At 65.1% G+C, this 22,052-nt stretch carries 21 protein-coding genes and 1 pseudogene; 11 read left to right on the top strand and 11 right to left on the bottom strand.

The features are described from left to right. Nucleotides 1–5 precede the first annotated feature (5 nt). The 4 genes from HDG39_RS21045 to HDG39_RS21060 form a co-directional block, all read right to left on the bottom strand. Nucleotides 6–1,238, bottom strand: coding sequence for a hypothetical protein (locus HDG39_RS21045; RefSeq protein WP_026226624.1), 1,233 nt, complete (start codon nucleotides 1,236–1,238; stop codon nucleotides 6–8). Between the two features lie 297 nt (nucleotides 1,239–1,535). Then, nucleotides 1,536–2,777 (bottom strand): phospholipase A, encoded by a 1,242-nt coding sequence (locus tag HDG39_RS21050; protein WP_184008243.1) that lies wholly within the window; start codon nucleotides 2,775–2,777, stop codon nucleotides 1,536–1,538. A gap of 546 nt (nucleotides 2,778–3,323) precedes the next feature. Continuing rightward, a complete protein-coding gene (locus HDG39_RS21055; RefSeq protein ID WP_184008245.1) occupies nucleotides 3,324–4,115 on the bottom strand; it encodes a phytanoyl-CoA dioxygenase family protein in 792 nt (263 codons plus the stop codon). A gap of 80 nt (nucleotides 4,116–4,195) precedes the next feature. Next, the gene (locus HDG39_RS21060) at nucleotides 4,196–6,199 is read right to left on the bottom strand and encodes a bifunctional DedA family/phosphatase PAP2 family protein (RefSeq protein ID WP_184008247.1); all 2,004 of its coding nucleotides are present in this window, start codon (nucleotides 6,197–6,199) and stop codon (nucleotides 4,196–4,198) included. 150 nt (nucleotides 6,200–6,349) lie between these two features. Between HDG39_RS21060 and HDG39_RS21065 the strand changes: the two genes are divergently transcribed. Together HDG39_RS21065 and HDG39_RS21070 are read left to right on the top strand one after the other, a co-directional pair. Beyond that, entirely contained in the window at nucleotides 6,350–6,733 is a 384-nt protein-coding gene (locus HDG39_RS21065) for a hypothetical protein (RefSeq protein WP_184008249.1), read from the top strand. Nucleotides 6,734–6,780: 47 nt separating this feature from the next. After that, nucleotides 6,781–7,257 (top strand): OsmC family protein, encoded by a 477-nt coding sequence (locus tag HDG39_RS21070; RefSeq protein WP_184008251.1) that lies wholly within the window; start codon nucleotides 6,781–6,783, stop codon nucleotides 7,255–7,257. 70 nt (nucleotides 7,258–7,327) lie between these two features. Here the strand turns inward: HDG39_RS21070 and HDG39_RS21075 are convergent, their stop codons facing one another. Next, entirely contained in the window at nucleotides 7,328–7,561 is a 234-nt protein-coding gene (locus tag HDG39_RS21075; protein WP_018425023.1) for a hypothetical protein, read from the bottom strand. An 87-nt stretch (nucleotides 7,562–7,648) separates the two neighbouring features. Beyond that, nucleotides 7,649–8,119 (bottom strand): Lrp/AsnC family transcriptional regulator, encoded by a 471-nt coding sequence (locus HDG39_RS21080; RefSeq protein ID WP_018425024.1) that lies wholly within the window; start codon nucleotides 8,117–8,119, stop codon nucleotides 7,649–7,651. Nucleotides 8,120–8,272: 153 nt separating this feature from the next. Here HDG39_RS21080 and HDG39_RS21085 point away from each other — a divergent pair, with 153 nt between their 5' ends. Further along, nucleotides 8,273–8,953 (top strand): LysE family translocator, encoded by a 681-nt coding sequence (locus HDG39_RS21085; protein ID WP_184008253.1) that lies wholly within the window; start codon nucleotides 8,273–8,275, stop codon nucleotides 8,951–8,953. A 53-nt stretch (nucleotides 8,954–9,006) separates the two neighbouring features. On the opposite strand, the pseudogene HDG39_RS21090 reads toward HDG39_RS21085, so the two are convergent. Next, a pseudogene (locus HDG39_RS21090) lies at nucleotides 9,007–9,179 on the bottom strand (DUF1289 domain-containing protein). Between the two features lie 171 nt (nucleotides 9,180–9,350). On the opposite strand from HDG39_RS21090, the gene HDG39_RS21095 reads away from it, so the two are divergent. After that, entirely contained in the window at nucleotides 9,351–9,677 is a 327-nt protein-coding gene (locus tag HDG39_RS21095; RefSeq protein WP_018425027.1) for a YnfA family protein, read from the top strand. 35 nt (nucleotides 9,678–9,712) lie between these two features. On the opposite strand, the gene HDG39_RS21100 is transcribed toward HDG39_RS21095, so the two are convergent. Then, nucleotides 9,713–10,225: a DUF1993 domain-containing protein gene (locus tag HDG39_RS21100; RefSeq protein WP_184008255.1), complete on the bottom strand. Its 513-nt coding sequence runs from the start codon at nucleotides 10,223–10,225 to the stop codon at nucleotides 9,713–9,715. Nucleotides 10,226–10,536: 311 nt separating this feature from the next. Here HDG39_RS21100 and HDG39_RS21105 point away from each other — a divergent pair, with 311 nt between their 5' ends. The 5 genes from HDG39_RS21105 to HDG39_RS21125 all read left to right on the top strand — a co-directional run bounded on the left by HDG39_RS21105 (nucleotide 10,537) and on the right by HDG39_RS21125 (nucleotide 15,833). After that, entirely contained in the window at nucleotides 10,537–12,096 is a 1,560-nt protein-coding gene (locus HDG39_RS21105) for a S53 family peptidase (protein WP_184008257.1), read from the top strand. Between the two features lie 80 nt (nucleotides 12,097–12,176). Then, a complete protein-coding gene (locus HDG39_RS21110) occupies nucleotides 12,177–13,841 on the top strand; it encodes a S10 family peptidase (RefSeq protein ID WP_184008259.1) in 1,665 nt (554 codons plus the stop codon). A 186-nt stretch (nucleotides 13,842–14,027) separates the two neighbouring features. Continuing rightward, a complete protein-coding gene (locus HDG39_RS21115; protein WP_184008261.1) occupies nucleotides 14,028–14,702 on the top strand; it encodes a hypothetical protein in 675 nt (224 codons plus the stop codon). An 86-nt stretch (nucleotides 14,703–14,788) separates the two neighbouring features. Then, nucleotides 14,789–15,139 carry a hypothetical protein gene (locus HDG39_RS21120; RefSeq protein WP_184008263.1) on the top strand — a complete coding sequence of 117 codons (351 nt, stop codon included), beginning with the start codon at nucleotides 14,789–14,791 and terminating at the stop codon, nucleotides 15,137–15,139. A gap of 427 nt (nucleotides 15,140–15,566) precedes the next feature. Beyond that, entirely contained in the window at nucleotides 15,567–15,833 is a 267-nt protein-coding gene (locus HDG39_RS21125; RefSeq protein ID WP_018425033.1) for an RNA recognition motif domain-containing protein, read from the top strand. Nucleotides 15,834–15,944: 111 nt separating this feature from the next. Here HDG39_RS21125 and nadE read toward each other — a convergent pair whose 3' ends face one another. After that, a complete protein-coding gene (gene nadE / locus HDG39_RS21130; protein ID WP_184008265.1) occupies nucleotides 15,945–16,805 on the bottom strand; it encodes an NAD(+) synthase in 861 nt (286 codons plus the stop codon). A 449-nt stretch (nucleotides 16,806–17,254) separates the two neighbouring features. Between nadE and HDG39_RS21135 the strand changes: the two genes are divergently transcribed. Next, on the top strand, nucleotides 17,255–18,202 hold the full coding sequence (locus HDG39_RS21135) for a L,D-transpeptidase (RefSeq protein WP_184008267.1): 948 nt from the start codon (nucleotides 17,255–17,257) through the stop codon (nucleotides 18,200–18,202). 39 nt (nucleotides 18,203–18,241) lie between these two features. On the opposite strand, the gene HDG39_RS21140 is transcribed toward HDG39_RS21135, so the two are convergent. Further along, on the bottom strand, nucleotides 18,242–19,111 hold the full coding sequence (locus HDG39_RS21140) for a DMT family transporter (protein ID WP_184008269.1): 870 nt from the start codon (nucleotides 19,109–19,111) through the stop codon (nucleotides 18,242–18,244). Nucleotides 19,112–19,197: 86 nt separating this feature from the next. Next, nucleotides 19,198–20,754: an ABC1 kinase family protein gene (locus HDG39_RS21145; RefSeq protein ID WP_184008271.1), complete on the bottom strand. Its 1,557-nt coding sequence runs from the start codon at nucleotides 20,752–20,754 to the stop codon at nucleotides 19,198–19,200. Nucleotides 20,755–21,047: 293 nt separating this feature from the next. Between HDG39_RS21145 and HDG39_RS21150 the strand changes: the two genes are divergently transcribed. After that, nucleotides 21,048–21,803, top strand: a complete 756-nt coding sequence (locus HDG39_RS21150; RefSeq protein WP_018425038.1) for a DeoR/GlpR family DNA-binding transcription regulator — start codon at nucleotides 21,048–21,050, stop codon at nucleotides 21,801–21,803. Nucleotides 21,804–22,052: the final 249 nt, after the last annotated feature.

Here is a 22,052-nt window from a genome sequence, read left to right on the forward strand (position 1 = left end):
GTTCATTAGGAACCCATCATTTCATGCGTATTGAATTGCTGTGATTCGACGACTTCGGCGAGCGAATCGCCGTTCTTGCCGTGAAACGGTCCGACCGAAAAGCCATACTTCTTCAGGAGACCATGAGTATAAGAGACCGACCACACGGGCGGGCTGCCAATGATGAAATCGGAGGCGATACCTTCCTGCCATGCCGAATAGCCTTCGGCGAAGCAGGTATAGCAGTCGCGGGTGGATGGCAGCCTGAACGGGAACGCGGTGTCGAGTCCGGCGGGCCCGCGCGCGAAGCATTCAATATAGAGCGTATGACCGCGAGAAGCGAGTTCCGCTTCGACGCTTGCCGCGCGCGGATGCGAGTCGTCGATCCAGAATTGCGCGCGTTTGAGATCGGCGGCGCTCAGGTAAGGCACGCTCGTGCTGCTCGCGAGAATCGCGCCGTCGAAGTCCGGCAGCGGCGTGTCCGGGCTGAACGTATGCACCGAAACTTTCGATTTGCCGAGCAGGTCCGACGCAAGCAGCTCGTTCGCCTGATCGATCAGCAGGTTGATCTTGTCGGGCAGATCGATCAGCACCAGCTCCTTCGGTGCATCCTTGTAGAGCAGATACTTCGCGACCGTCGTGCCGAGCCGGCCGGCCGCGCCGAACAGCGCGAGCTTCGTGTTGCCGAGCTCGAGGTCGAGCTGCTCGCAGCAATGGATCGCCCAGTCCTTCAGCATCGCCGCGGTCGCCGCGTGACCCGTCGTGATGTGAGGCGGCTTGACCGGTCGGGGCAGCGCGCCGTAGTTGCACGCGTAGGGCGTCGACGCGCCCATCGCGACCATGTTCAAGCCCGCCTTTCGGGCGAGCTCGAGCGCCGGAAAGAATTGCGTCTCGCGAAAGCGCTTGATGCCGCGCGGGCTGCCGAGCCACATTTCGAGCGGCACCGGGCAGGCGATATTCGCGCCGATCACCTGCGCGCCCGAATAGATCGGCGATGCGATGAAAGGCCTGGTTTTCCACAACTCCTCTTCGAACGATTCGCTTCGTTCGCGAACGTTGTGAAAAGAAAATGAAAGGGTTTCCCAATCGGTCGCGTGGAACAGAAAGCCGACTCCCCCCTGACGGGCCGGCAGGCTATCCCGGATCTGTTCCGGGTGAATTTCGTGCTTGAGCGCAAGCGGTGCACTATTCCGATGCAAAAGAAGTCCGGTTGACTCGTTTGAAACAGGCGACACGTCTTTAAGGAGAGCAGTTTTCATTGGTTTTTCCATGGTTTTGATTAGACGCTGGAAAAGTCAGCGCGCGGCGTGGCCAGCCGGTTGGACCGGCGACCCTTCAACTCTAGAGAAATCCACACCGATGTGCCCGTCTGTTCGTGCACACAGCATTCACGAGCGGTCCATGACGGGTTGCCCGTCGGGTGGGGGGCGGCTTTGGGCAAACTTCTGAAAGGACTACGGCAGGACTTTCGATGTATTACGGCGCGTCGTGGGCCGTCAACGAATGGAAAAGGGCCGCTCGGCGGCCCTTTGCTTGCATGCCAGGTGAATTCCGGATTAGCGTGTGATGCTATAGCCGATTCGCGCGATCCAGCGATGCTGGTTGTAGTCGAGAATGTCCTCGCCATAACCGCTGAAGAAGCCGAGCCACAGATAACCGCCCCAGCGGCTATTGATCAGCTTCGCCAATGGATAGGTGAACTGCGTATCGACGCTGCCTTTGCCGCCTTGCGTTCCTTTGCGCAGCGTCGTGTCCAATTGCGCGCCGTCGGGGCTGCCGTAGATGAACCGCAGATCCACATAGCCGCGGTAGTCGGCGATGTCGTGGTTCTCGCCGGCGATGTGCGTATAGTAATAAATCTTCGGCTCGATGGTCAGATGGTAGCCGTTGATGTCGCCGAAATCCCAGATCGGCTTGAGGAACACATAGTCGACGCCGCGCGATTCCGGACCGTCGCGTCCATTCGATTCGTGTTCGTAGCCGGCCATCACGCCCATTCTGCTCCACCACGTGCTCTTCCAGCCGGTGTCTTCGAGGTAATAAAAGAGTGCCGGCATATAGCTGGTGTCGCGGAACGGCGCCGAGTACTTCTTGATATCCCACAGCGAGGTTTGCGTATAGGCGAAGTACAGGTTGTCCGCGAAACCACGCGAGCGCGGGTCGTCCGGAACGACGAGGCGGAACTTGAAGCTGAGCTGGAATTTCGCGAGGGACTCGCTACCGCCGCCATCGGCGAAATACGTCGGTTCGAAGGCGGAGAAGCGGCTCAGGAAAGTGTTGATTTGCGGCACCGGCGCATCCGGTCGTGAAGGCGCGGGCGACGACGCGATCAGGCTCGTCGACGACGGTGCGCCGCTCGCGGTGCCCGCCGCCGTTGCTCCATTGGCGCTCCCGGCCGACGCGAGCGCCGCGTCCTTGCCGGAGCGCGGCGGACGCGTCAGCAGCACGTACGATGGCGACACGTCGAGATCCGGCACATCGATCTGCATCGCGCCGCGCGCCCATTTGGGCCACGTGCCGGTATAGCGCACTGCCTTCAGTTCGCCGGCGGCGAGCTTCAGATGCTCGGGTGCGCCGCTTTCGCGCGTGAGCGCGAGCCGATGCGGTACCACGTCGGTATTGCTGATCGCGATATTCAATTGCGCCGGCACGTCGACTTCGGTGCCACCGGGTTGATCGCCGGCATAGACGATCGTCACTTCGAGTGGACTGCTAGATAGCGCTTCGCGCGGCGGACGCAATACGGAAACGCCGGCGACGCCATACGCGGAGTAACTGCCGAGCACCAACGCAGTCATGCAAAGCGATAACCGGGGGAGAAGCCTGGAAAGCGAGCCGGAAAGCGGACTTGAAGATAATCGGGAAACATGCGAGCGGAGGCTGCGAACGGCGGACTGGCGGTCTTTCTTCACGCGAGACATCGATCGATTCCGCACACGAAGCTCCTGGTGGACTACGAGTTCAGGTCGCAAAGAGACGATAGCGTTAATGCGTGCAATTGGGCAGAAAATCGCGGCCGCCGTGTTTCATTGCGGAAATGGCGACGCATGCCGGTTCCCGCTATCTGGCGTTCTGCTCATTCTGCCAGTGCGATTACGGATTGCGTGAGTGGAAAAATGAATCAGGAGCGCTATCGGTGCAAATAGCGGGGAGGAAGTGGGGATAATGCCGGTGTGTCGTTGCATTTGCGCAACGAAGACTTAAATGTCAAATCGATTGTCGTTCGCGACACCGTGTATCCCCGCTTCGCCTCAGTCATTTCCGTTATGGCAATTGCGCGTCAATTGGCGATTCGCTTTCGTGACAATTCGTTGCGCGGCCAATGCGGCGACTGAATGCTTTCTTCAATAGGCGAATTTCCGGTATTGCTCCGCCGCGCTTGTATTGTCGAGTTCGCTCACGCGCGGCATATGGCGCAGCAGGCGTTTCGCCCGTGGCGCCAATTGCTGATAGACGGCGCCGGGTACGTCGATGTGGACTTCCGGTCTGAAGTACCAGCTGCGGCTATAGCCAATCACGACCATCGGACGCGGCAGCGCCGTCCGGTTCGGCGTGCCGCGATGGAGCGAGCGCACATCGCGAATCATCACGTCACCGAGTTCCATCGTGATCGCATGCAACGGCAGGCGGCCGTCGCGCCATGCGTTCAGCGATTCTTCGGCGCGCATCCGATGCGTGCCGAGCGTCGTTTCGAATGGGCCGTTCTCGAGCGTGACGTCGCATAACGGGAAGTTGACCGCGAGCTGGAACGACGGGGTTTCCGCTTCGCCGTCGAACAGCGCGGGTGTGTCGCGATGAATCTCCTGATACGTCGAGCCGTTCAGTGGCGTGTCGGTGGCCAGTTGGCACATCACGGGGTCGTCGCCGGCCACGCGCTCGACGATGCCGAGGACGTCCGGATCACAGAAGATCGACTGATCGGCGAATACGCCCGTGAACGGCAGCGTGATGTAGTGCCGGTTTTCGCCGCGCACGGCGGTCGCCTGCGCGGCGATCTGTTGCTGCAACAATGGCGCGAACGCGTCGCGCCATGCGAGCAGCGTCGTCTTCGGGAAATGCTGACGCAGAACGACCATGCCGTCGCGTTCGAATGTCACTGCGTAGTCATCGAGTTGTTCGGTCGAAAAGCGGCCCACGGGTTGTCTCCTTTATCGAATCGTTGAGTTGGGGATGCCTGAGATGCCTGAAGTTGCCTGGATGTGCCTGGATGTGCAGCTCATTGCCTCGGCGAGACCAGCAGCGACACCGGCACGCCGTGACAATCGACCTCCGCGAGAACCGTCGCGCCGAGCTCGGCGCCCGACCTGGTGGGCGCGTCGAACGGGCTCGCGTCGTGATCGATGCGCAGAATGTTCAGCGGCCAGGACGGCCGCGTCAGCCGCTCGTGCGCGAACGCGCCGACCCACAGCGGCGCCGCGGAGGTGCCGTTGTCGACCGCGTAGCCGCTCGGCCAGAAGCGAAGCACGTAGCGTTCCTCGCGCGAATTGCCCGGTCGCATGAAGACCAGCGACGACGGCACGCCATTGTTCAGCTTCGGCAGCACCGGCAGCGACACCGCCGCGACGTCGGGTGAAGCGAGCGACAGCAGGCTGTGCGCGGACACGTCGGTGCCCTCGACCCAGCCCTGCGCGCGCAACCGCTCGCGTATCGAAGCGGGCTCGGAGACCCATTGCAGCGTCAGCGGCTCCTTGCGATCGCCGCCCATGTCGGAGCGAAAGCACGGCAGCCGCTTCCACCCGGAGAGCTTCCACTGCGTCTGCGTGAACTGCACGGGGGGCGGTTGCAGCGCGCTGTCCGGCGGTGTCGGCATTGCGACGCCGAGCTGCAGGCCGACACTGAGCGCTACGACCGCGAGCACCACGAGCGGCATGAAACGGCGCGGCGGCGGCGGCCGCGGATGCCGCCAGATCGCCGTCAGCGCAATCAGCGCGACCCACACGTACGCGAGCGCCGCGCCGCCGATCGCGTCGGATACCCAGTAGCGGCCGAAATAGACGCCCGCGAGCGCGACCACGATCACGACGATGATGCTGGCGGCGGCAACCAGCACGCCTCCAAGCTTGCCGATCCGGCGCGCGAGCAGAAACGCGAGAAAGCCGTAGATGATCACCGTCGCGGCGACGTGATTGCTCGGAAACACGAAGTGGCCACTCATGAGTTCGTTGGGCGGGGCGCGGCGCATCGCGAGTTGCAGGCCGAGAATCAGCAACTGCGAAAACACGACCGCCGCGAGCCAGTAGACGATCGTGCGCCAGCGCCGCTCCCACACCATCCACAGGGCAACCGTGACGACCAGCGCGGACAGTGTGATGCCGCTGCCGAGCGTCGCGAGCGCCGCGAGCACCGTGTCGCCCCACGGCGTGCGTATCGATTGCAGAAAGTGATAAACGGACAGGTCGATGGTCGTCAGCGGATCGCCGCTGACGACGTCGTCAAGGACCCCGAAGAAAAGCGCGCCGGCCGCCAGCACGACCAGCGACGTCGCGATCAGGTGGGTCGCATCGGGCGTGTCGGGGTCGAGCATGCGGCGCGCGATGCGGCCGAGCGGACCCGGATGGCGGCATGCCCAGCTGCCGAGATGACGGCCTGCCGCGCTCGACCACGCATTCGCGTGCGACACCAGGAACCCCGCGCCGCGAAAGCTGAGCCACACGATGCACACCAGCATCGCGATGATCACGACGAGCCGGAACGACACCGCCCCCGCGAGCAGCACCGAGGCGCCGAACACGACGCCGGGCAGGATGTGCGCGGGCGCCCACAGCAGCGCGGAGAGCACGTTGATCGAGAGGAAGCGCAGCGGCCGCATCCCCATCATGCCCGCGACGACCGGCACGATCGCCCGCAGCGGGCCGATGAAGCGGGCGAGCACGACGCTTTTCGCGCCATGCTTCAGAAAGAAGCGCTGGCCCGCGTCGAGTACGCCGGGGTGTGCGCGGAACGGCCACAGAGTGACGATGCGCTCCCTGTAGCGATCGCCGAGCCAGAAGCTGGCGCCGTCGCCGGCGACCGCGCCGACGATCGCCCACACAAAGACCCAGCCAAGGCTCAGCGAGCCGGTGCCCGTCAGCGCGCCGGCGAGGAACATCGCGGTGCTGCCGGGGACGAAGGTGCCGATGACCGCGATCGCTTCGAAAAAAGCGGCGAGGAAAACGACCGCGAGCATCCACGTCGCGTGGCCGGCGAGCAGATGCAAAAGGTGGATGTAGGCGTGCTCCATCGTGCGCGATCGGCCGTTCGGGCGTAACGATCGATCATAACGCGCACGGACACGTCGCGGGCGCGGGAGAGAGCGGCGCCGCTGCATCGGTCGCGCGATCGGCTCAGAATAGATATCGTGTTCGGCGGATCGACGCGATTGGGAGTAGCTATGAAGACAGCAACAGGTGGGATCATGTGGTCGGCGTTGCTTGCGGCGCTGTTGACGGTGGGGGCCCCTGCAACGGTAGAGGCCCAGCAACCGGGCAATCCTGGCGGCAGCCAAAACGGCACTCATGCGGGCACGAACGCGGGCACCGGCGGGGGCAGCGGCAATGCGGCTGGCGGCGGCGCGATGGGCATCGGTACCGGCGTCAGTCCGAGTACCATGCCGGGGCCCGGCATTTCGGCGGGCGGCTCGTATGGGCTCGGCTCGGGTGGCGCGACCGGCTCGGGCGCCGCGCTCAACAACATGCGCGCGAACGGCACGGCGCTCTATATGAATCCCGACCCACGCGCGCCGAACGTGACCGGCCGTGCGGCGCCGCCGCGCTAGTGTGGCGCGGATAGAATGCAGGTCCGATCCGACCAAAGGGGAAGCGAATGGCGCACGGCGAGCACAAGTACCACATATCGGTGAAATGGACCGGCAACCGCGGCAGCGGCACCTCCGGCTACCGCGACTACGACCGCGATCACGTGATTTCTTCCGGCGGCAAGCCCGACATTCCGGGCTCGTCGGATCCGGCGTTTCTCGGCGACGCGACCCGCTGGAATCCCGAGGACCTGCTGGTCGCGTCGGCGAGCGCGTGTCACAAGCTGTGGTATCTGCACCTGTGCTCGGAGGCGGGCATCGTCGTGCTCGACTATCGCGACGACGCCGAAGGCACGATGCTCGATACCGCGCAGGAAGGCCGCTTTTCGCAGATCGTGCTGCGCCCGCGCGTGACGATCCGCGCGAGCGGCGATGTCGAGCTGGCCACGCGTCTGCATCACGTCGCGCATCAGAAGTGCTACGTCGCGAACTCCGTCAATTTTCCGATTCTCTGCGAGCCGGTGGTGGAGACGGACGCGCGTTAAGGCCCATGCGGCGGCGCGAAGCGTGCGAGCCGGCTGGCGAGCGTGGCGCCGGCCAGCCGCTCGCTAGCGCTCAACGATTGCCGTCGAGCAGATCGCCGAGCAGTTCGTCGAACGCGGCTTGCGCGTCTTCGAGTTCTTGCAGCGCGGCGTCGAAAGTCTGCAACGCAAATTGCGAGGGTTTGCCGCTGCCTGCCGGCGGGAATTGCGATTGCAGCGACGCGAACGCGGTCTGCACACGCTGGGTGGCGATCAACACGCGTTCCATTGCGGCGGTTTCTTCGGCTCGCGCCTTGTCGTGATCCATGAGAACTCCGGGGTCGTCGGGGGGCGTCGGAACGGCTCGCGCCGCTTCAAAAAGGGACTAAAAGGGGTGACTATGCCACGTGCGCGCTCAGGACAGCGGCAGACCGCCAAACGCTTTCACTTCGCGCAACGATAAGGCCGATTCCACCGACGTCACGCCCGGCAGGCCGCGCAGTTCGTCGCGCATGAACGTGCCGTAGTCGTCGAGGTCGCGCGCGACGATCTGCAGGATGTAGTCGGCGCTGCCCGACACGTTGTGGCACGACAGGATACGCGGGATCGCCTGCACCTCGCGCTCGAAGCGCGTTGCCACCACGCGGTCGTGCACCGCGAAGCGCACGAGCACGAACGCGATCACGCCCAGACCGAGTCCGGCGCGCGACAGCACCGCGCGGTAGCGGTCGATGTAACCATCGTTCTCCAGACGTTTCAGACGCCGCGCGCAAGGCGTCTCGCTAAGGCCGACCATCTCGGCGAGACGCGCATTCGACATGCGGCCGTCGTTTTGCAGCGCAGCGAGAATCGCGCGATCGGTTTTGTCGAGATCGTCCGTGGACATGGTCGGGAGGGGGGCTGCAGGTGGTGGAAGGCGTCGCCAGATGTCGAAATATTAGCGCATTCCGCTATTTTCTGAATGTAGAGGACTGAAAATCGCCAGCAAACCCTCCGCATCCGATAGCAACATGGAGCCTCGAACAACAAGGAGGCTCCGATGATTTCCGCTCACCTGCTGGCCGTCTACGTAGCGGCATTGATTGTCGTTTATGCGGTGCCTGGGCCGGACATTGCGCTGATCCTGCAAACCAGCATCGCGCGCGGCGTGCGCAGCGGCTTCGCGGCCGCGGCGGGGCTCGGCGTATCGCGCGCGACGCACGTGACGCTGTCGGCGTGCGGCATGGCGGCGCTGCTGCGCAACGCGCCGTGGCTGTACGACGCAGTGCGCTATGCCGGCGCGGTCTATCTCGCGTGGGTGGGGATTCAAATCTTCCGCTCGCCCGGGTTCGCCTTGCCGGCCGGGTCGCGCGACAGGCAAGCGGCCGGCGCGCCGCGAGTGGAATCCACCGCTTCGAGCGACGCGGGCAATGCGGTGCGGCCGTTGCGGACCGCGTTCGTCAAAGGTCTGCTGACGAACCTGCTCAACCCGAAGGCGCTACTGTTCTGCTCGGTGCTGTTGCCGCAATTCGTGCGGCCGGAAGCGGGGCCGGTAGCGTGGCAGATGATCGAGCTTGGTGTCGTGCTGCTCGTGATCGGCGCATGCTTCGACGCGTTGTATGCGATCGGCGCTGCGCGCATCGCCAACTGGATGCGCGTCCATCCTTTGGCGCAGACCGTACAACGGTGGACCTTCTCGGCTGCGTTGATCGGCTTCGCGCTGCGGCTTTCGCTGGACTGAAACCCGGAGCTGGCGTGAGTTTGCGTGAGCGACCGACCGGCGACGCCGGCCGCTCACTTCTTCAGCTTGCGCTCGCGCCGCGGCCGGTCCCCGATAATTTTCTTGCGTTGCCTGTCCTTCATTTTTTCCAGCTTTTGCATTCGTCGCGCGTGCGCATACAGCCGATGCAAAGGCCGGTTTTGTCGTCGAACTTGCAGATGTCGACGCAGGGTGACTCGATGCTCATGACCGGTGGCCGTCGGAGTTGAAGTAGCGCGACTGTCGCACGCGCAGCACGCGCGGTGCCAAGTGATTGTGTTAATAAAACCGACAGCGCAGCCGGCAGCGACGCCGCTGCGCGCCAGAACAGGCGGCCGCGCGCACGCGCGGCGACACAACCACCTTCTCACGCTCATCGATGAAAACCTTCCTGCTGTATGTCGTGACCGCTGTCGCCGAGATTCTCGGCTGTTACCTGCCGTGGCGCTGGCTAAAGGAGGGCGGCTCCGCGTGGCTGTTGCTGCCAGGCGCGGCAAGCCTCGCGCTGTTCGCGTGGCTGCTGACGCTGCATGGCACCGCCGCGGGCCGCGTGTATGCAGCCTACGGCGGCGTGTACGTGGCGGTCGCGATTGCGTGGCTGTGGGTCGTGGACGAGGTGCGGCCCACGCTGTGGGACGCGGCAGGCGTCGCGCTGACGCTGGCCGGCATGGCGGTGATCGCATTCCAGCCGCGCCTGCACGCGTGAGGGCGGCCGCGCGATCGACGACCCGCCCGCTCCGCTTACTGCTGCATCCCGCCCAGATAGTCGAGCTTACCGAGCTCGACACCGTTATGACGCAGGATGTCATACGCGGTCGTCACGTGGAAATAGAAGTTCGGCAGCACGAAACCGAACAGATATGACGCTCCGGTGAACTCGATCGGACCCAGCCGCATTTTCAGCGTGATGGTGCGGCTTTCCGAACCGTCGATCTGCGCCGCGTTGAATTCCTTCAGGTAATCGATCGTTTTCTGGATACGGGCCTGCAGTTCATTGAAAGTCTGCTCGACGTCGTCGAACTTCGGCGGCTCGACGCCGGCGAGGCGCGCCGCGCAACCCTTCGCGGTATCGCTCGCGATATACACCTGGCGCACGAACGGCAGCATGTCCGGCGCGAGCCGGGCATTCGTGAATACCGACGGTTCGATCTGCTTTGCGGCCGCGTGCGCTTCGGCCTTGCCCAGGATGGCCTGCAGGTTCGTGAGGCCGCGAATCAGCACAGGCACTGATGCTTGATACATCGAAATTGACATGGGTTCCTCTGATTTCTCGATCGTGCGCGCAGGCGGCGCGCGCGGCAATGAAACGGCGGGAATGCCGCTGCAGCATCATAGCGTGTCGCATCCACGCCGCGCATTAGACCCTAGCCATGCGGACGACTGTCGCGCCGGCCGGAACTGTGTTCGAATGCTTCGGTCGGACGCTTGGACGAAGTTCTTGAACAATCCCTGCCGCGTATCGCCACGATGCGCTTCATGCAGGCGCGTGGCGTGCTTGCGCGCCGCCGGGCCGCGCGGTCGTGCATGACCGCGTGCGAAGCCACGCTAACAGGAGAGTCGATACCATGGTCATCAAACATCCATTGCCGGGCAGCGAGCGAAAGGTCGCGCAGGGCACGACGGTCATCGGGCAATGCGATCCCGCCGAGCGGATCGAGGTCTTCGTGATGCTGCGCCGCCAGCAGCAGGCGAAGTTCGACGCCTTGATAAAGCGCATCGAAGCCGGCGACGCGAGCGTGAAGCCGCTGTCGCGCGAGGCGCTCGCCCAAGACTACGGCGCCGCGCCCGATGACATCGCGAAGGTCCGCGCGTTCGCGGCTGCGCATGGGCTCACCGTCGCGCGCGAGGACCCGGCGGCGCGCTCGGTGCTGCTGAGCGGCACGATCGCGCAATTCCAGAGCGCGTTCGAGGTCAAGCTGGAGCTCTACCAGCATCACGCAGCCGGCCAGTTCCGTGGCCGCACCGGCTCGATCAGCGTGCCGGACGATCTGCATGGCGTCGTGGAGGCGGTGCTCGGACTCGACAACCGGCCGCAGGCGCGTCCGCACTTTCGCATCCGGCCGCCGTTCGTGCCGGCGCGCGCCGGGCAGACGTCGTACTCGCCGCCGCAGCTCGCCTCGCTCTACAAGTTTCCGCAAGGCGACGGCGGCGGTCAGTGCGTCGGCATCATCGAGCTTGGCGGCGGCTACAACACGTCGGACCTCAAGACCTATTTCTCGAGCCTCGGTGTAAGCGAGCCGACCGTGATCCCGGTCGGCGTCGATCAGGCTGGCAACGAGCCGAGCGGCGATCCGAACGGCCCGGACGGCGAGGTCACGCTCGACATCGAGATCGTCGGCGCAATCGTGCCGGCCGCGTCCATCGCCGTGTACTTCACGCAGAACAGCGACGCCGGCTTCATCGACGCGGTGAGCCGCGCGGTGCACGACACAACCAACAAGCCGTCGGTGATCTCGATCAGTTGGGGGGCGCCGGAATCAGTGTGGACCAGCCAGTCGATGCAGGCGCTCAACAGCGTACTGCAATCGGCGGCGGCGCTCGGTGTGACCATCTGCGCGGCCTCGGGCGACAGCGGGTCGAGCGACGGCTCGGCCGGCGGCGACGCGGTCGACTTCCCGGCGTCGAGCCCGTACGTGCTCGCCTGCGGCGGCACGCACCTGAGCGCGTCCGGTTCGGCGATCACGCGCGAGGTCGTTTGGAACGACGGCGAGCAGGGCGGGGCCACCGGCGGCGGCGTGAGCAGCGCGTTTCCGGTGCCGGCGTGGCAGCAGGGTTTGTCGGCCACGGCGACGGGCGGCGGCAGCCAGCCGCTCGGCGGGCGCGGCGTGCCGGATGTCGCGGGCGATGCGTCGCCGTTGAGCGGCTACGACGTGCTGGTCGACGGAATGCAAACGGTGGTGGGGGGCACCAGCGCGGTCGCGCCGTTGTGGGCGGCGCTGATCGCGCGCATCAACGCGGCGAAGGGGCAGCCGGCCGGCTTCGTCAACGCCAGGCTGTACAAGGCGCCGGGCGTCTGCAACGACATCACGCAGGGCAACAACGGCAGCTTCACGGCGTCGAAGGGGTGGGACGCCTGCACGGGACTAGGCAGCCCCAATGGCGGGAAGGTGGCGGGCGCACTATAGTCTGCAACACAGCGCATAACACAACAACGAGACGTAAGAACGAGGACGCACGGCAAGTAAAACGAACCCTTGGAGCGATCATGACGAATACAGAATCAGCCTCCGGTAGCCAGCATTCGCCGCACAACACGCATGCCACGGCCCCGGCAGGCGTGTCCACGGCCACGAGCGCGCCGCACAAGGCCGGCGACCAGCCGCTCTTCGACCCGGTCGCCTATGGCAACGGCCCGGACGATTCGGTTACCGATACAGTCGAGACAGCCGCGATCACGCATCATTCGGTGACGATCGGAGGTCACAAGATCGACTACACGGCGACCGCGGGCCATCTGGTGATCGTCGATCCGAGCAGCTCGCAACCGTCGGCGAGGATGTTCTACGTCGCGTTCACGCAGGACAATCAGAAGGAAGAAACGCGGCCGGTCACGTTTTTCTATAACGGCGGGCCGGGGTCGTCGTCGGTATTCGTGCTGCTCGGCTCGTTCGCGCCGCGCCGCATCAAGACGTCGATGCCGGGGTTCACGCCGCCCGCGCCTTATTCACTCGAAGACAATCCGGACAGTCTGCTCGACAAGAGCGACCTGGTGTTCATCAATCCGGTCGGCACCGGCTATTCGGCGGCGATCGCGCCGAAGAAGAATCGCGACTTCTGGGGCGTCGATCAGGACGCGGATTCGATCAAGCAGTTCATCAAGCGTTTCCTGACGAAGAACAACCGCTGGAATTCGCCGAAGTATCTATTCGGCGAGTCCTACGGCACGGCGCGTAGCTGCGTGCTCGCGTACCGGCTGCACGAGGATGGGGTCGATCTGAACGGCATTACGCTGCAATCGTCGATTCTCGATTACACGCAATCGGGCAATCCGGTCGGCGCGCTGCCCACGGCGGCCGCTGACGCGTGGTATCACAAGAAGCTCGGCGTCGCGCCTCGGCCGACCGATCTCGGCACGTTCGCCGAAGAGGTCGCGCAGTTCGCGCGCACCGACTACCTGGCCGCGCTGCGCAAGTTTCCGACCACAGATTCCGCGACCACCGAAAAACTCAGCGAATACACCGGCATCGACAAAACGACGCTGCTCGCGTGGAGCCTCGACATCGCGGGCTACGACAGCCGGGGCAATTCGCTGTTCCTGACCACGTTGCTGAAGTCGCAAGGCCTCGCGCTCGGCGCCTACGACGGCCGCGTAACGGCGATCGACACCGGCATCGCCGGCAAGATCGACCCGAACTCCGGCGGCAACGATCCGACGATGACCGCGGTCACCGGCGTCTACACGACGATGTGGAACGTCTATCTGAACGAGCAGTTGAGGTACACGTCGAACTCGTCGTTCACCGACCTCAACGATCAGGCGTTCAAGTACTGGGATTTCGGCCATATCGATCCAACCGGCGCGCAGAAGGGTCTCGACTCGACAGGCAACATCATTCTGTACACGGCCGGCGACCTTGCCGCCGTGATGGCGCTCAATCCCGACCTCAAGGTGCTGTCGGCGAACGGCTTTTTCGATTTCGTCACGCCGTTCTATCAGACCGTGCTCGATCTGCAGCAGATGCCGCTGGTCAGTCAGCAGGTGCGGCAGAACCTGTCGGCACGGTTCTATCCATCGGGGCATATGGTGTATCTCGATGGCGGTTCGCGCACCGCGCTGAAAGGCGACCTCGCAAAGATGTACGAAGAGACGGTGTCGAACGCGCAGGCGCTCGGGCGGATCCGCGCGTTGCAGGCGCGGGTGGCGAAGTAGCGGCGGCGGCGGGGCGCCCCACTCATCGCGACGTCGCGCGGGGTCGGTCTGCGCTGGCTCGCGGCGGCTGCCGCGAGCCGGCAAACGGCGTGCCGTCATGTCTGGCTTTTGTACTCATCCATATTGAATGTGTTTTAATTGCCTTGCGAATTGAACTACCGCGTGCCGCCGCCGGCGCGCCGACGAATGAACGCAGGCATCGCAGACACGCATCGGCGCGGTCTTTCCCGCGACACGACCAGCAACAATGACGCGGCCAACGCGCCGCGGCTCGGACGCAGGCGCGTCCTTCGCCCGCGCGGGCGCATCCCGCACCGTGCGCTGCTCGTCACCGTTGGCGCACTGCTTGCGCTGCGCATCGGAGATGCCGCCGCGCAACCGAGCGCCGTGCTCGACGAACGCGTGACGCAGCAGTCGATCGGCCAAACGATTTGCCGCCCCGGTTATGCGGAATCCGTCGCGCCGCCGTTCGACGAACTGATGGCGCACAAGGATCGCATGCTTGCCGCACGCGGCATCGATGCGGATGACGTCGCCGCGTTCGCGCTCGACCGGCGTGTGCCGGTCATGCTCGGCGGATCGCCCGATGCACCGGCCAATCTCGATCTATTGCCGTGGTCCGGCCCGCAGGGCGAGCGCCGCAAGGCACGCGCGGCAGCGATGCTCAAGCGTTGCGTCTGCGAAGGCAAGCTGAGTCTCGCGCAGGCGCAAGCGGTGATCGTCGGCAACTGGTCGGCGGTGTATGCGGGCTTTGGCCAGGCGTCCTGCGACGTGAGTCGGCTCGAGTTCGCGACTCGCGACGACGATGGCGTCGACAGCGAAGACAGCCGACACGGCGACGCGCATGCCCGCGAGCGTTGAGCGCGTCACGCGCTCGCGCGTCCGCACGCGGCGCATTCCTCGCGGAACCGCGGTTCGCTGCCCCTTACTTTTTTCGGAGAAACACGATGACCCATTTCCGTCTCGCCGCCGTCGCGCTGACGATCGGCTGCCTGAGCGGCAGCGCCGCCGCGGTTGCCGTCGCGCCCGCGCATTGCGCGCGCGCCAATGAGCTCGAGATTCGCGGCGACGTGCCCGCGGCGCTCAGCTTCGACGTGTATCGGCAACTGCGCCCGCTGGATGCGCAGCGAATCGCGCTGTTCGAGGCCGCCGGCGAAGTGAAGCGTCTGCCCGACGGCCTGCCGGTATGCCAGATCGCCGACGACGGCGTCGAGGATCCTTCCGCGGTGCTGGTCCGTCTGCCGCAAGGTAAGAATGCGTGGTGGGTGAGCGCGGCGAACGTGCAAGCGGCGGACTGATCGGCGCGATCAGTCCGCCTTTGCCTACGTCCCCCGCACGATGCTTTCGACGATAGGTTGCGTGCCGGGCCGGAGCTGGCCAGGCATGCAAGGTGCGCTGAGGCAGCCGATGTTTCCCAGGATTGGCGCGGCTGATTCAGGTACAGTGCATCGACGGGGACGTTTCGCCATTGCCTACGACACTGCGTCACAGTGTGTTCGCTGTCGAAGCGGGCTATCCTGACAACAGGATGAAATTCGCACAGGAGATTTGAACGATGGCCTTCTACTTGTCATGGCTCGCTATGGGGTTAGCCGGCGCGACCGGCGTCGTCGCACTTCGCGCACTCGGCGCGACTCAGACGAAGCAGCGAGCCGCGCTGCGACCGGTGCCTATCGCAAGCCCTGACCGACGGACGGACCGCCAGGCGCGGCGAGGGTAGGCCGCATGAACCTGACCGTGCGCAATATCGCCGAATCGTGCAGCGAGCAGGACGTGCGGGAATTTCTGAAGCGCGAACTCGGCCATTACGCGAAACACGTCGAGGTGGTGGACGCCGGCAAGCCCGGCGCCTACGCGACGGTCGAACTCGACGCGAGCGTGCCGTATGTCGGCGACGTGATCGCGCGGCAGATTCACGGCAAGCAACTGGGTGGCCAGCCGCTCGAAGCGAGCGCCGATCTGTTCAGCGACGAACCGCCGCCGGAGCAGTGAGCGCTGCGGGTGGTGCAGTAACCTCTATCGTTTTCGAAGGCGGTGGACAGGCGCGACGACGCGCGCATGTCCACCGCCTTTGTTCGTTTGAGAGCGCCGTTCGCGGGCGCATCATTGCCGATCCGGCGACGCCGGCCAGTCGAACGGCGTATACGGCAGCGCCCGCTTGTGACGCGTCGCGTTGTAAAACTGCAGGACCACGTCACGCACGGTATCGCTGACCGGCTTGCCTTCGAGAAAATCGTCGATCGCGTCGTATGGGATGCCATACGCGTCTTCGTCGGGACGAAGCGGCCGCAGCATCTCGAGGTCGGCGGTCGGCACTTTGTGCGCCAACGCGTCGGGCGCGCCGAGCGTATTCGCGACCGCACGCACGCGGCGCTTGCTGAGCCCGGCGAGCGGCAGCACGTCGGCGCCGCCGTCGCCGAACTTCGTGAAAAAGCCCATCACCGATTCGGCGGCGTGGTCCGTTCCGATCACGACCCCCGAGCGCGCGCCAGCCACCGCGTATTGCGCGATCATCCGCTGGCGCGCCTTGATATTGCCGTGCACGAAATCCCGCTGGGATTCGTCCTTGAGCGACACGCCGCTTTTATCGAGCGACTCGAGCATCGCATCGGCTGCGGGTTTGATATCGATAGTCAGATTTTCGTCGGCGCGAATGAAGCGTAATGCCTCGAGCGCATCCGCTTCATCGCGTTGTTTGCCGTAAGGCAGACGGACGGCGACGAAACGCGCGTCGTAATGGTTCGCCCGCAAACGCTCGACCGCGAGTTGCGCGAGACGCCCGGCTGTCGTCGAATCGACGCCGCCGCTAATGCCGAGCACATAAGTTCTCAGGTGGCTATTGTGCAGATAGTTCGCCAGAAAATCGACCCGGCGCTCGATTTCGCGGCTTGCGTCGAATTCGGCGGCGACGTGCATTTCGGTCGCGATGCGGGCCTGGCGCGCGGCTGGATCGGATTGAGCCATGATCGTTGTTGTCCTCGCGAGAGAAAAAGCGATTGAAGTGGCTTGAAACAGATTGCAAGCAGGTTGAAAAGCGGCGTGGGTATCGGCACGTGCCGCCGTTTTCGGTCTACCTTTCGTCGAAAGAAATCGTATATTGCCTTTTGGGGTTTGAGTTTCCAACGACCGATTTAATTGCGTATTAATTGCCTTTTCGCTGGCATGTAGATTGTCGAAAAACAGCCGATCATTTTTGAAGAGTTCGCAGGTTAGAAGGTATTTTCATCGACACGCCTCGATTCGCTGATAACATCGATCGTTCCGAACGCCGCAGGGACCCGGCGTGCGATCAATAATAATCATGTTTGCTCCAAGACGCGATGAGATACCCAGATCGGCCTGGCCAGCCTGGATTGAACCGCCTGAGGGTTTGCGCATGGGTTTGCGCAGCCGTCGTCTCGAGTGCCGGTGCGATGGCGGCGCGGGTTCATGCTGCGGCGCCCGGTAGCGCTCCGTCGCCTGCATTCGCGACATCGGCGGCGCATACGGTGAATCTGGCCAATCCGGCCAACGCGTGGAATGGCGCGAGCCGGCCGTTGCCCACGATCGACGCCGCCACCGTCGCCGCGCCCGACGCGGCTGGCGTCGTCGATCCGCGCCGCGCATTCCTGCTGCGCGACGTATTCGCGCAGGACGTGACGCGCCGGCTCAGACTGCCCGTCGCGGAGCAGCGCGCGTACGCCGACCGTCTGGAGACGGCGCTCAATGAGAACGAGCTTGGCAATCTGTCGGGCGAGTACGTGGTGCTCGTCGATCGCAATGCGAACGTGCAGGCGCTCCTGATTTACTTCCGCCCGGCGCCCGCCGACAACTGGCAGATGATCGGCGCATCGCCGGTATCCACGGGACGGCCCGGCGAGTACGACCACTTCATCACGCCGCTCGGCGTGTTCGAACATACGCCCGACAACATGGATTTCCGCTCCGAGGGCACGCAGAACGAAAACCATATTCGCGGCTACGGACGGCGCGATATGCGCATCTTCGATTTCGGCTGGGCGCAGGGTGAACGCGGGTGGGGCAAGGGCGGCATGTCGCAGATGCGCTTCCAGATGCACGCGACCGACCCCGAGCGGCTCGAACCGGTGCTCGGCATTCGTCATTCGAAGGGCTGCGTGCGGATTCCCGCATCGCTGAACACGTTTCTCGATCACTACGGAATTCTCGACGCAGAATATGCGCAGGTCGTCGATTCCGGCCAATCGCTGTGGGTGCTGAAAAGCGACCGGCAGATCATGCCGTGGGCGGGGCGTTTTATCGTCGTGGTCGATTCGCGGCGCAAGAGTCGGCCGGCGTGGTCGCCAGCACCGGGCGCGGTTGCGCGAGCGAAAATGCCCGCGCGCGCGGATACGGCCGACTGACGGGCGCTTTGTAGCAATACTGGCGCGCGGCGCCCCTCATCACGACCTCGCCAACAACACGCCAGCCAGCGCGACCGCAAACCCGGCGATCTGCACTGGCAGCAGCGTTTCGCCGAACCCCAGATACCCTTCGAGCGCGGCAAGCGGCGGCGCAAGAAACAGCAGCGCGGTCGCGCGCGCCGCATCGCCGCGCCGGACCATCCAGACGAGCAACGTGACGCTGATGCCGGACAGCATCACGATGCCCCACGCGAGCGATGCCCACAGCGTCGGCGACGCGATCCAGCGATGTTCACCGAGCGCGAGCGCCAGCACTCCCGCGACGATCGCCGCGCCGACGTTCTGCACGGCGCTCGCGCTGCGAATATCGGCCTTTGCAAGCGAGGTCTTCTGGAACAGCGTGCCCGCCGTGATCGCCCCCACCGCGACGATCGATATCAGCACGACCAACCACGCGGGTGCGTTGCCGTGCGTGGGCGGCGTCGCGGCAGCGAGCTTTGGCGCGAGCACCAGCACGACGCCGGCGAGGCCGAGCGCCATGCCGCTCCAGCCGCGCCGCGACAAGCGCTCGCCGAACAGCGGCGCGGCGACGGCGGCCGTCGCGAGCGGCTGCAGCGCGCCGAGCAAGGCCATCACGCCCGCGCTCAGACCTTGCGCGACGGCCCAGTAGCCGGCGCCGAGATAGACGCCTTGCAGCAGTGCGCCCGCGGCCAGGTGCTTGCCGAAGTTGCGTCCGGTCGGCCAGGCCGAGCGCGCGACCAGCGCGGCCAGCGCGAAGACCAGCGCGGTGCCGCCGAAGCGGGCGAGCAGAAACAGATTGGGATCGGCGTAAGGCGTGATCGCGCGGGCGACCACGAAACCGGTCGACCACAGCACGACGAAGACGGCGGCAAGAAAGGCAGCGAGCATCGAGGCGGGAGGCGTGAAAAAGCCGCCATGTTGGCGGCATGGGCGGCGCGCGTCTTGTTCAAAGCTGCAATGCGCGCGCGGAACCGTCACCACGCGAGCAGCGTCATTCCCGCTCCGAGAACGCCGCCACCGACGACGCACGCCCACAGCAGCCAGCGCGTGCGCCGGTATTCGCGCGCGAGATCCGCGAGCAGTTGCGCGTTCTGCTGCGGGGTGCCGGTGCGATCGTGCTGGTGCAGATAGCGCACCGCCAGTTGCGGCACGCGCGGCAGCATATGCGCGAGATGCGGCAGCTCGTGTGACAGTCGCTTGAGCCAGCCGCGATGATCGAGATCGCGTCGCGCGATATCGGCGAGCACGCCGCGCGCGATGTTCCATGTATCGATGCCCGGATGCAGCGCCCGCGCGAGCATCTCCGCCTGCTGGAACGAGCGCTGCGCGATCGCGAGCCGGCCCGGCACGTGGCCGTCGAACGGTTGCACGCCGTGCAGCAGATGGTGAAACAGCGAACCCGCCGAGCGATCCTCGGGCGCCGCCGCGAAGTGCGCTTCGGCGCGCGTGCGCAACTCGGCTTCGAGCAGCTCGGCGCGCGTATCGTCCGGCACGTGGCCGGCCTCGCGATGCATGTCGGCGAGCCGCCCGTAGTCCTGGTCGAACAACGCGGTCGCGCCGTGCACGAAAAATTCGCGCTCGCCGCTCGACAGCGTCGCCATGATCGAGAACTCCGCGAGCACGAGGCGCCCGAGCGTGTCCGGCTCGATGCTGGCGCGCACGCGGCGCGCATCGAGCGTCGCGTGGAAGAAGCCATGCTCGAATGCCTGCTCGGTGACGACTTCGACGATATGCGCGGCGAGCGGCGCCAGCTTGATGCCGTGCGCGTGCAGACCGGGCAGGTCGCTCGCGGGCAGCGTGTTGATGCGCTGCATCGTCAGCGTGTGCTCGGTGCACAGCTCCCAGATCACGTCCGGCACGACGATGCGCTTGTCGCCGTCGAAATGGTGGCCGGTCTGGCTCAGGTTCGCGGCTTCGGCGCGCAGGTCGAAGCGGCGCAGGACGTCGTCGGTGAAGGTTTGCGCGAGCGCGCGCAACTGCAGCCGGCGCGCGACGCGCGACAGCTTTTCGAGCCAGCGCGCGACCCAGCGCAACAAGGCGAGTTCATCGCCGATCTGTTGCAATTGCTGAGCGCGCACGAGCTTGACGGCGACTTCGTGATGACCTTTGATCGGGATCGCGAGGCGCGCGAAATGGGTCTGCTCGGCGAAGCCGCTGCGTACCGGCACGAGGTCGACCGCGCTGAACAGCTCGCCGAGCGGCCGGCCGAACGCGCGAGTCAAAGCCAGCGCGGAGTCGTCCGGCGACAGCGGCACTTCCATGTGATCGATGGCGTCCAGCGCGTCATGGAGCGTGCCGCTCGCGAGCTCGGGGCGCCTGGCGAGCGTCTGCGCGAAGCGGCTCGCGAGCGGACCGAGCGCCGGCAGCAGACCATGCAACTGCGCGCCGCTGCGCTCCGACGCATGCACGCGGCCGATCAGTTCGATCATCCAGTGCAGCTTGTGATCGGGCGGGGCGGCGAGCCAGATCAGGCGCGCGCCGTAACGCAGCGCATGGAACAGCAGCAGTAGACGGCGAAACAGTGGCGGCATCGGCGGTTCGGTTGACGGGCGAGGCGTTGTGCGCGGGACTCGGCCGGGCGGCGGCGTTGCGTTCGCCGCATGGCCGGCGAGTCCAGCCGTCAAGGTTAGCAGGTCGGCGCGATGGCTGGCGTGTTCGCGCAAGGGCGGCTCGATGCAACCCGAGCGCGCCATGAACGCGCCCCCCACGCCACCTGAGCGCCACCTGCACGCCAGCACCAACACCGCGCAATACGCGTAATACAATACGGCGGCCTGCCTTAACCACGGCGAAACCCCAGCGTGCCGGCTTTCGGCCTTCTCAGATGCTCGCAGAACAACGTCATCAATACATCCTCGCGCAAGTCGCAAAGAACGGCGCGCTGTCGGTCGCCGAACTGGTGCGCGAACTGAACGTATCGCGCGAAACGATCCGTCGCGACCTCAACGCGCTGGCCGGCCGCGGCCTGCTTGTGACGACACACGGCGGCGCGTTGTCGAGCGATCGGCGCGAGCCCGATCTCGATACGCGCGAAGCCGAGAACGCCGGCGCGAAGCGTGCGATCGGCGAGCGCGCGGCCGAGTTCGTGCCGGATGGCGCGTCGCTGATCATCGATTCGGGCAGCACCACGCAGTCGGTCGCGCGGGCGCTGCTCGACCGGCATCGGCTGACGGTCTACACCAACGACTGGCGCATCGCGCTGCTGCTCGGCCGACGCAACGACAATCGCGTGACGCTGCTCGGCGGCGAGCTGTCCGATATCGAAGACGCGACCTTCGGCCTCGACACGGTTCAGCAGCTCACGCAGTACCACGCCGATTTCGCGTTCATTGGCGCGGGCGGAATTTCGCCGGACGGCTATCTCACCGACTACAGCCGCATGGCGGCCGAAGTACGCAGCCGCATGATCGCCGCGGCCGACATGGTGGTCGTCGTCGCCGATCATTCGAAATTCGGACGCGTGACGCCGGTGCGCATCAACGGGATCGAGTCGGCGCGGTATCTGGTCACCGAACTGGCGCCCGAGCACGCGCTTGGCAAGGCGATCACTGCGCATGGTCCGGAGATTCTGATCGCCTGAGACGGCCTCGCGGGGCGGTTCCCGCCGCGTTCGTACCCAGCTCGCGCTGAGCGGCATTCCGCGCCCGCCAAAATCTAAATAAAAAAAGCCACCGGCCCCCTCCGCAATTTCCCGACGCACCGTGCATACATCGTCATTTTCGCCATGTACGATCCACACGGGATCGGCGCGCGGGGTCCGCTTCTGGGTGGCGCGACGAATTCCATCGGTTGGCGCGAGTTGGCAATTTGTGTCTTTTTTTGTAATTCG

It is taken from the genome of Paraburkholderia lebeckiae (genome assembly GCF_014201005.1).
GTDB lineage: Bacteria > Pseudomonadota > Gammaproteobacteria > Burkholderiales > Burkholderiaceae > Paraburkholderia > Paraburkholderia tuberum.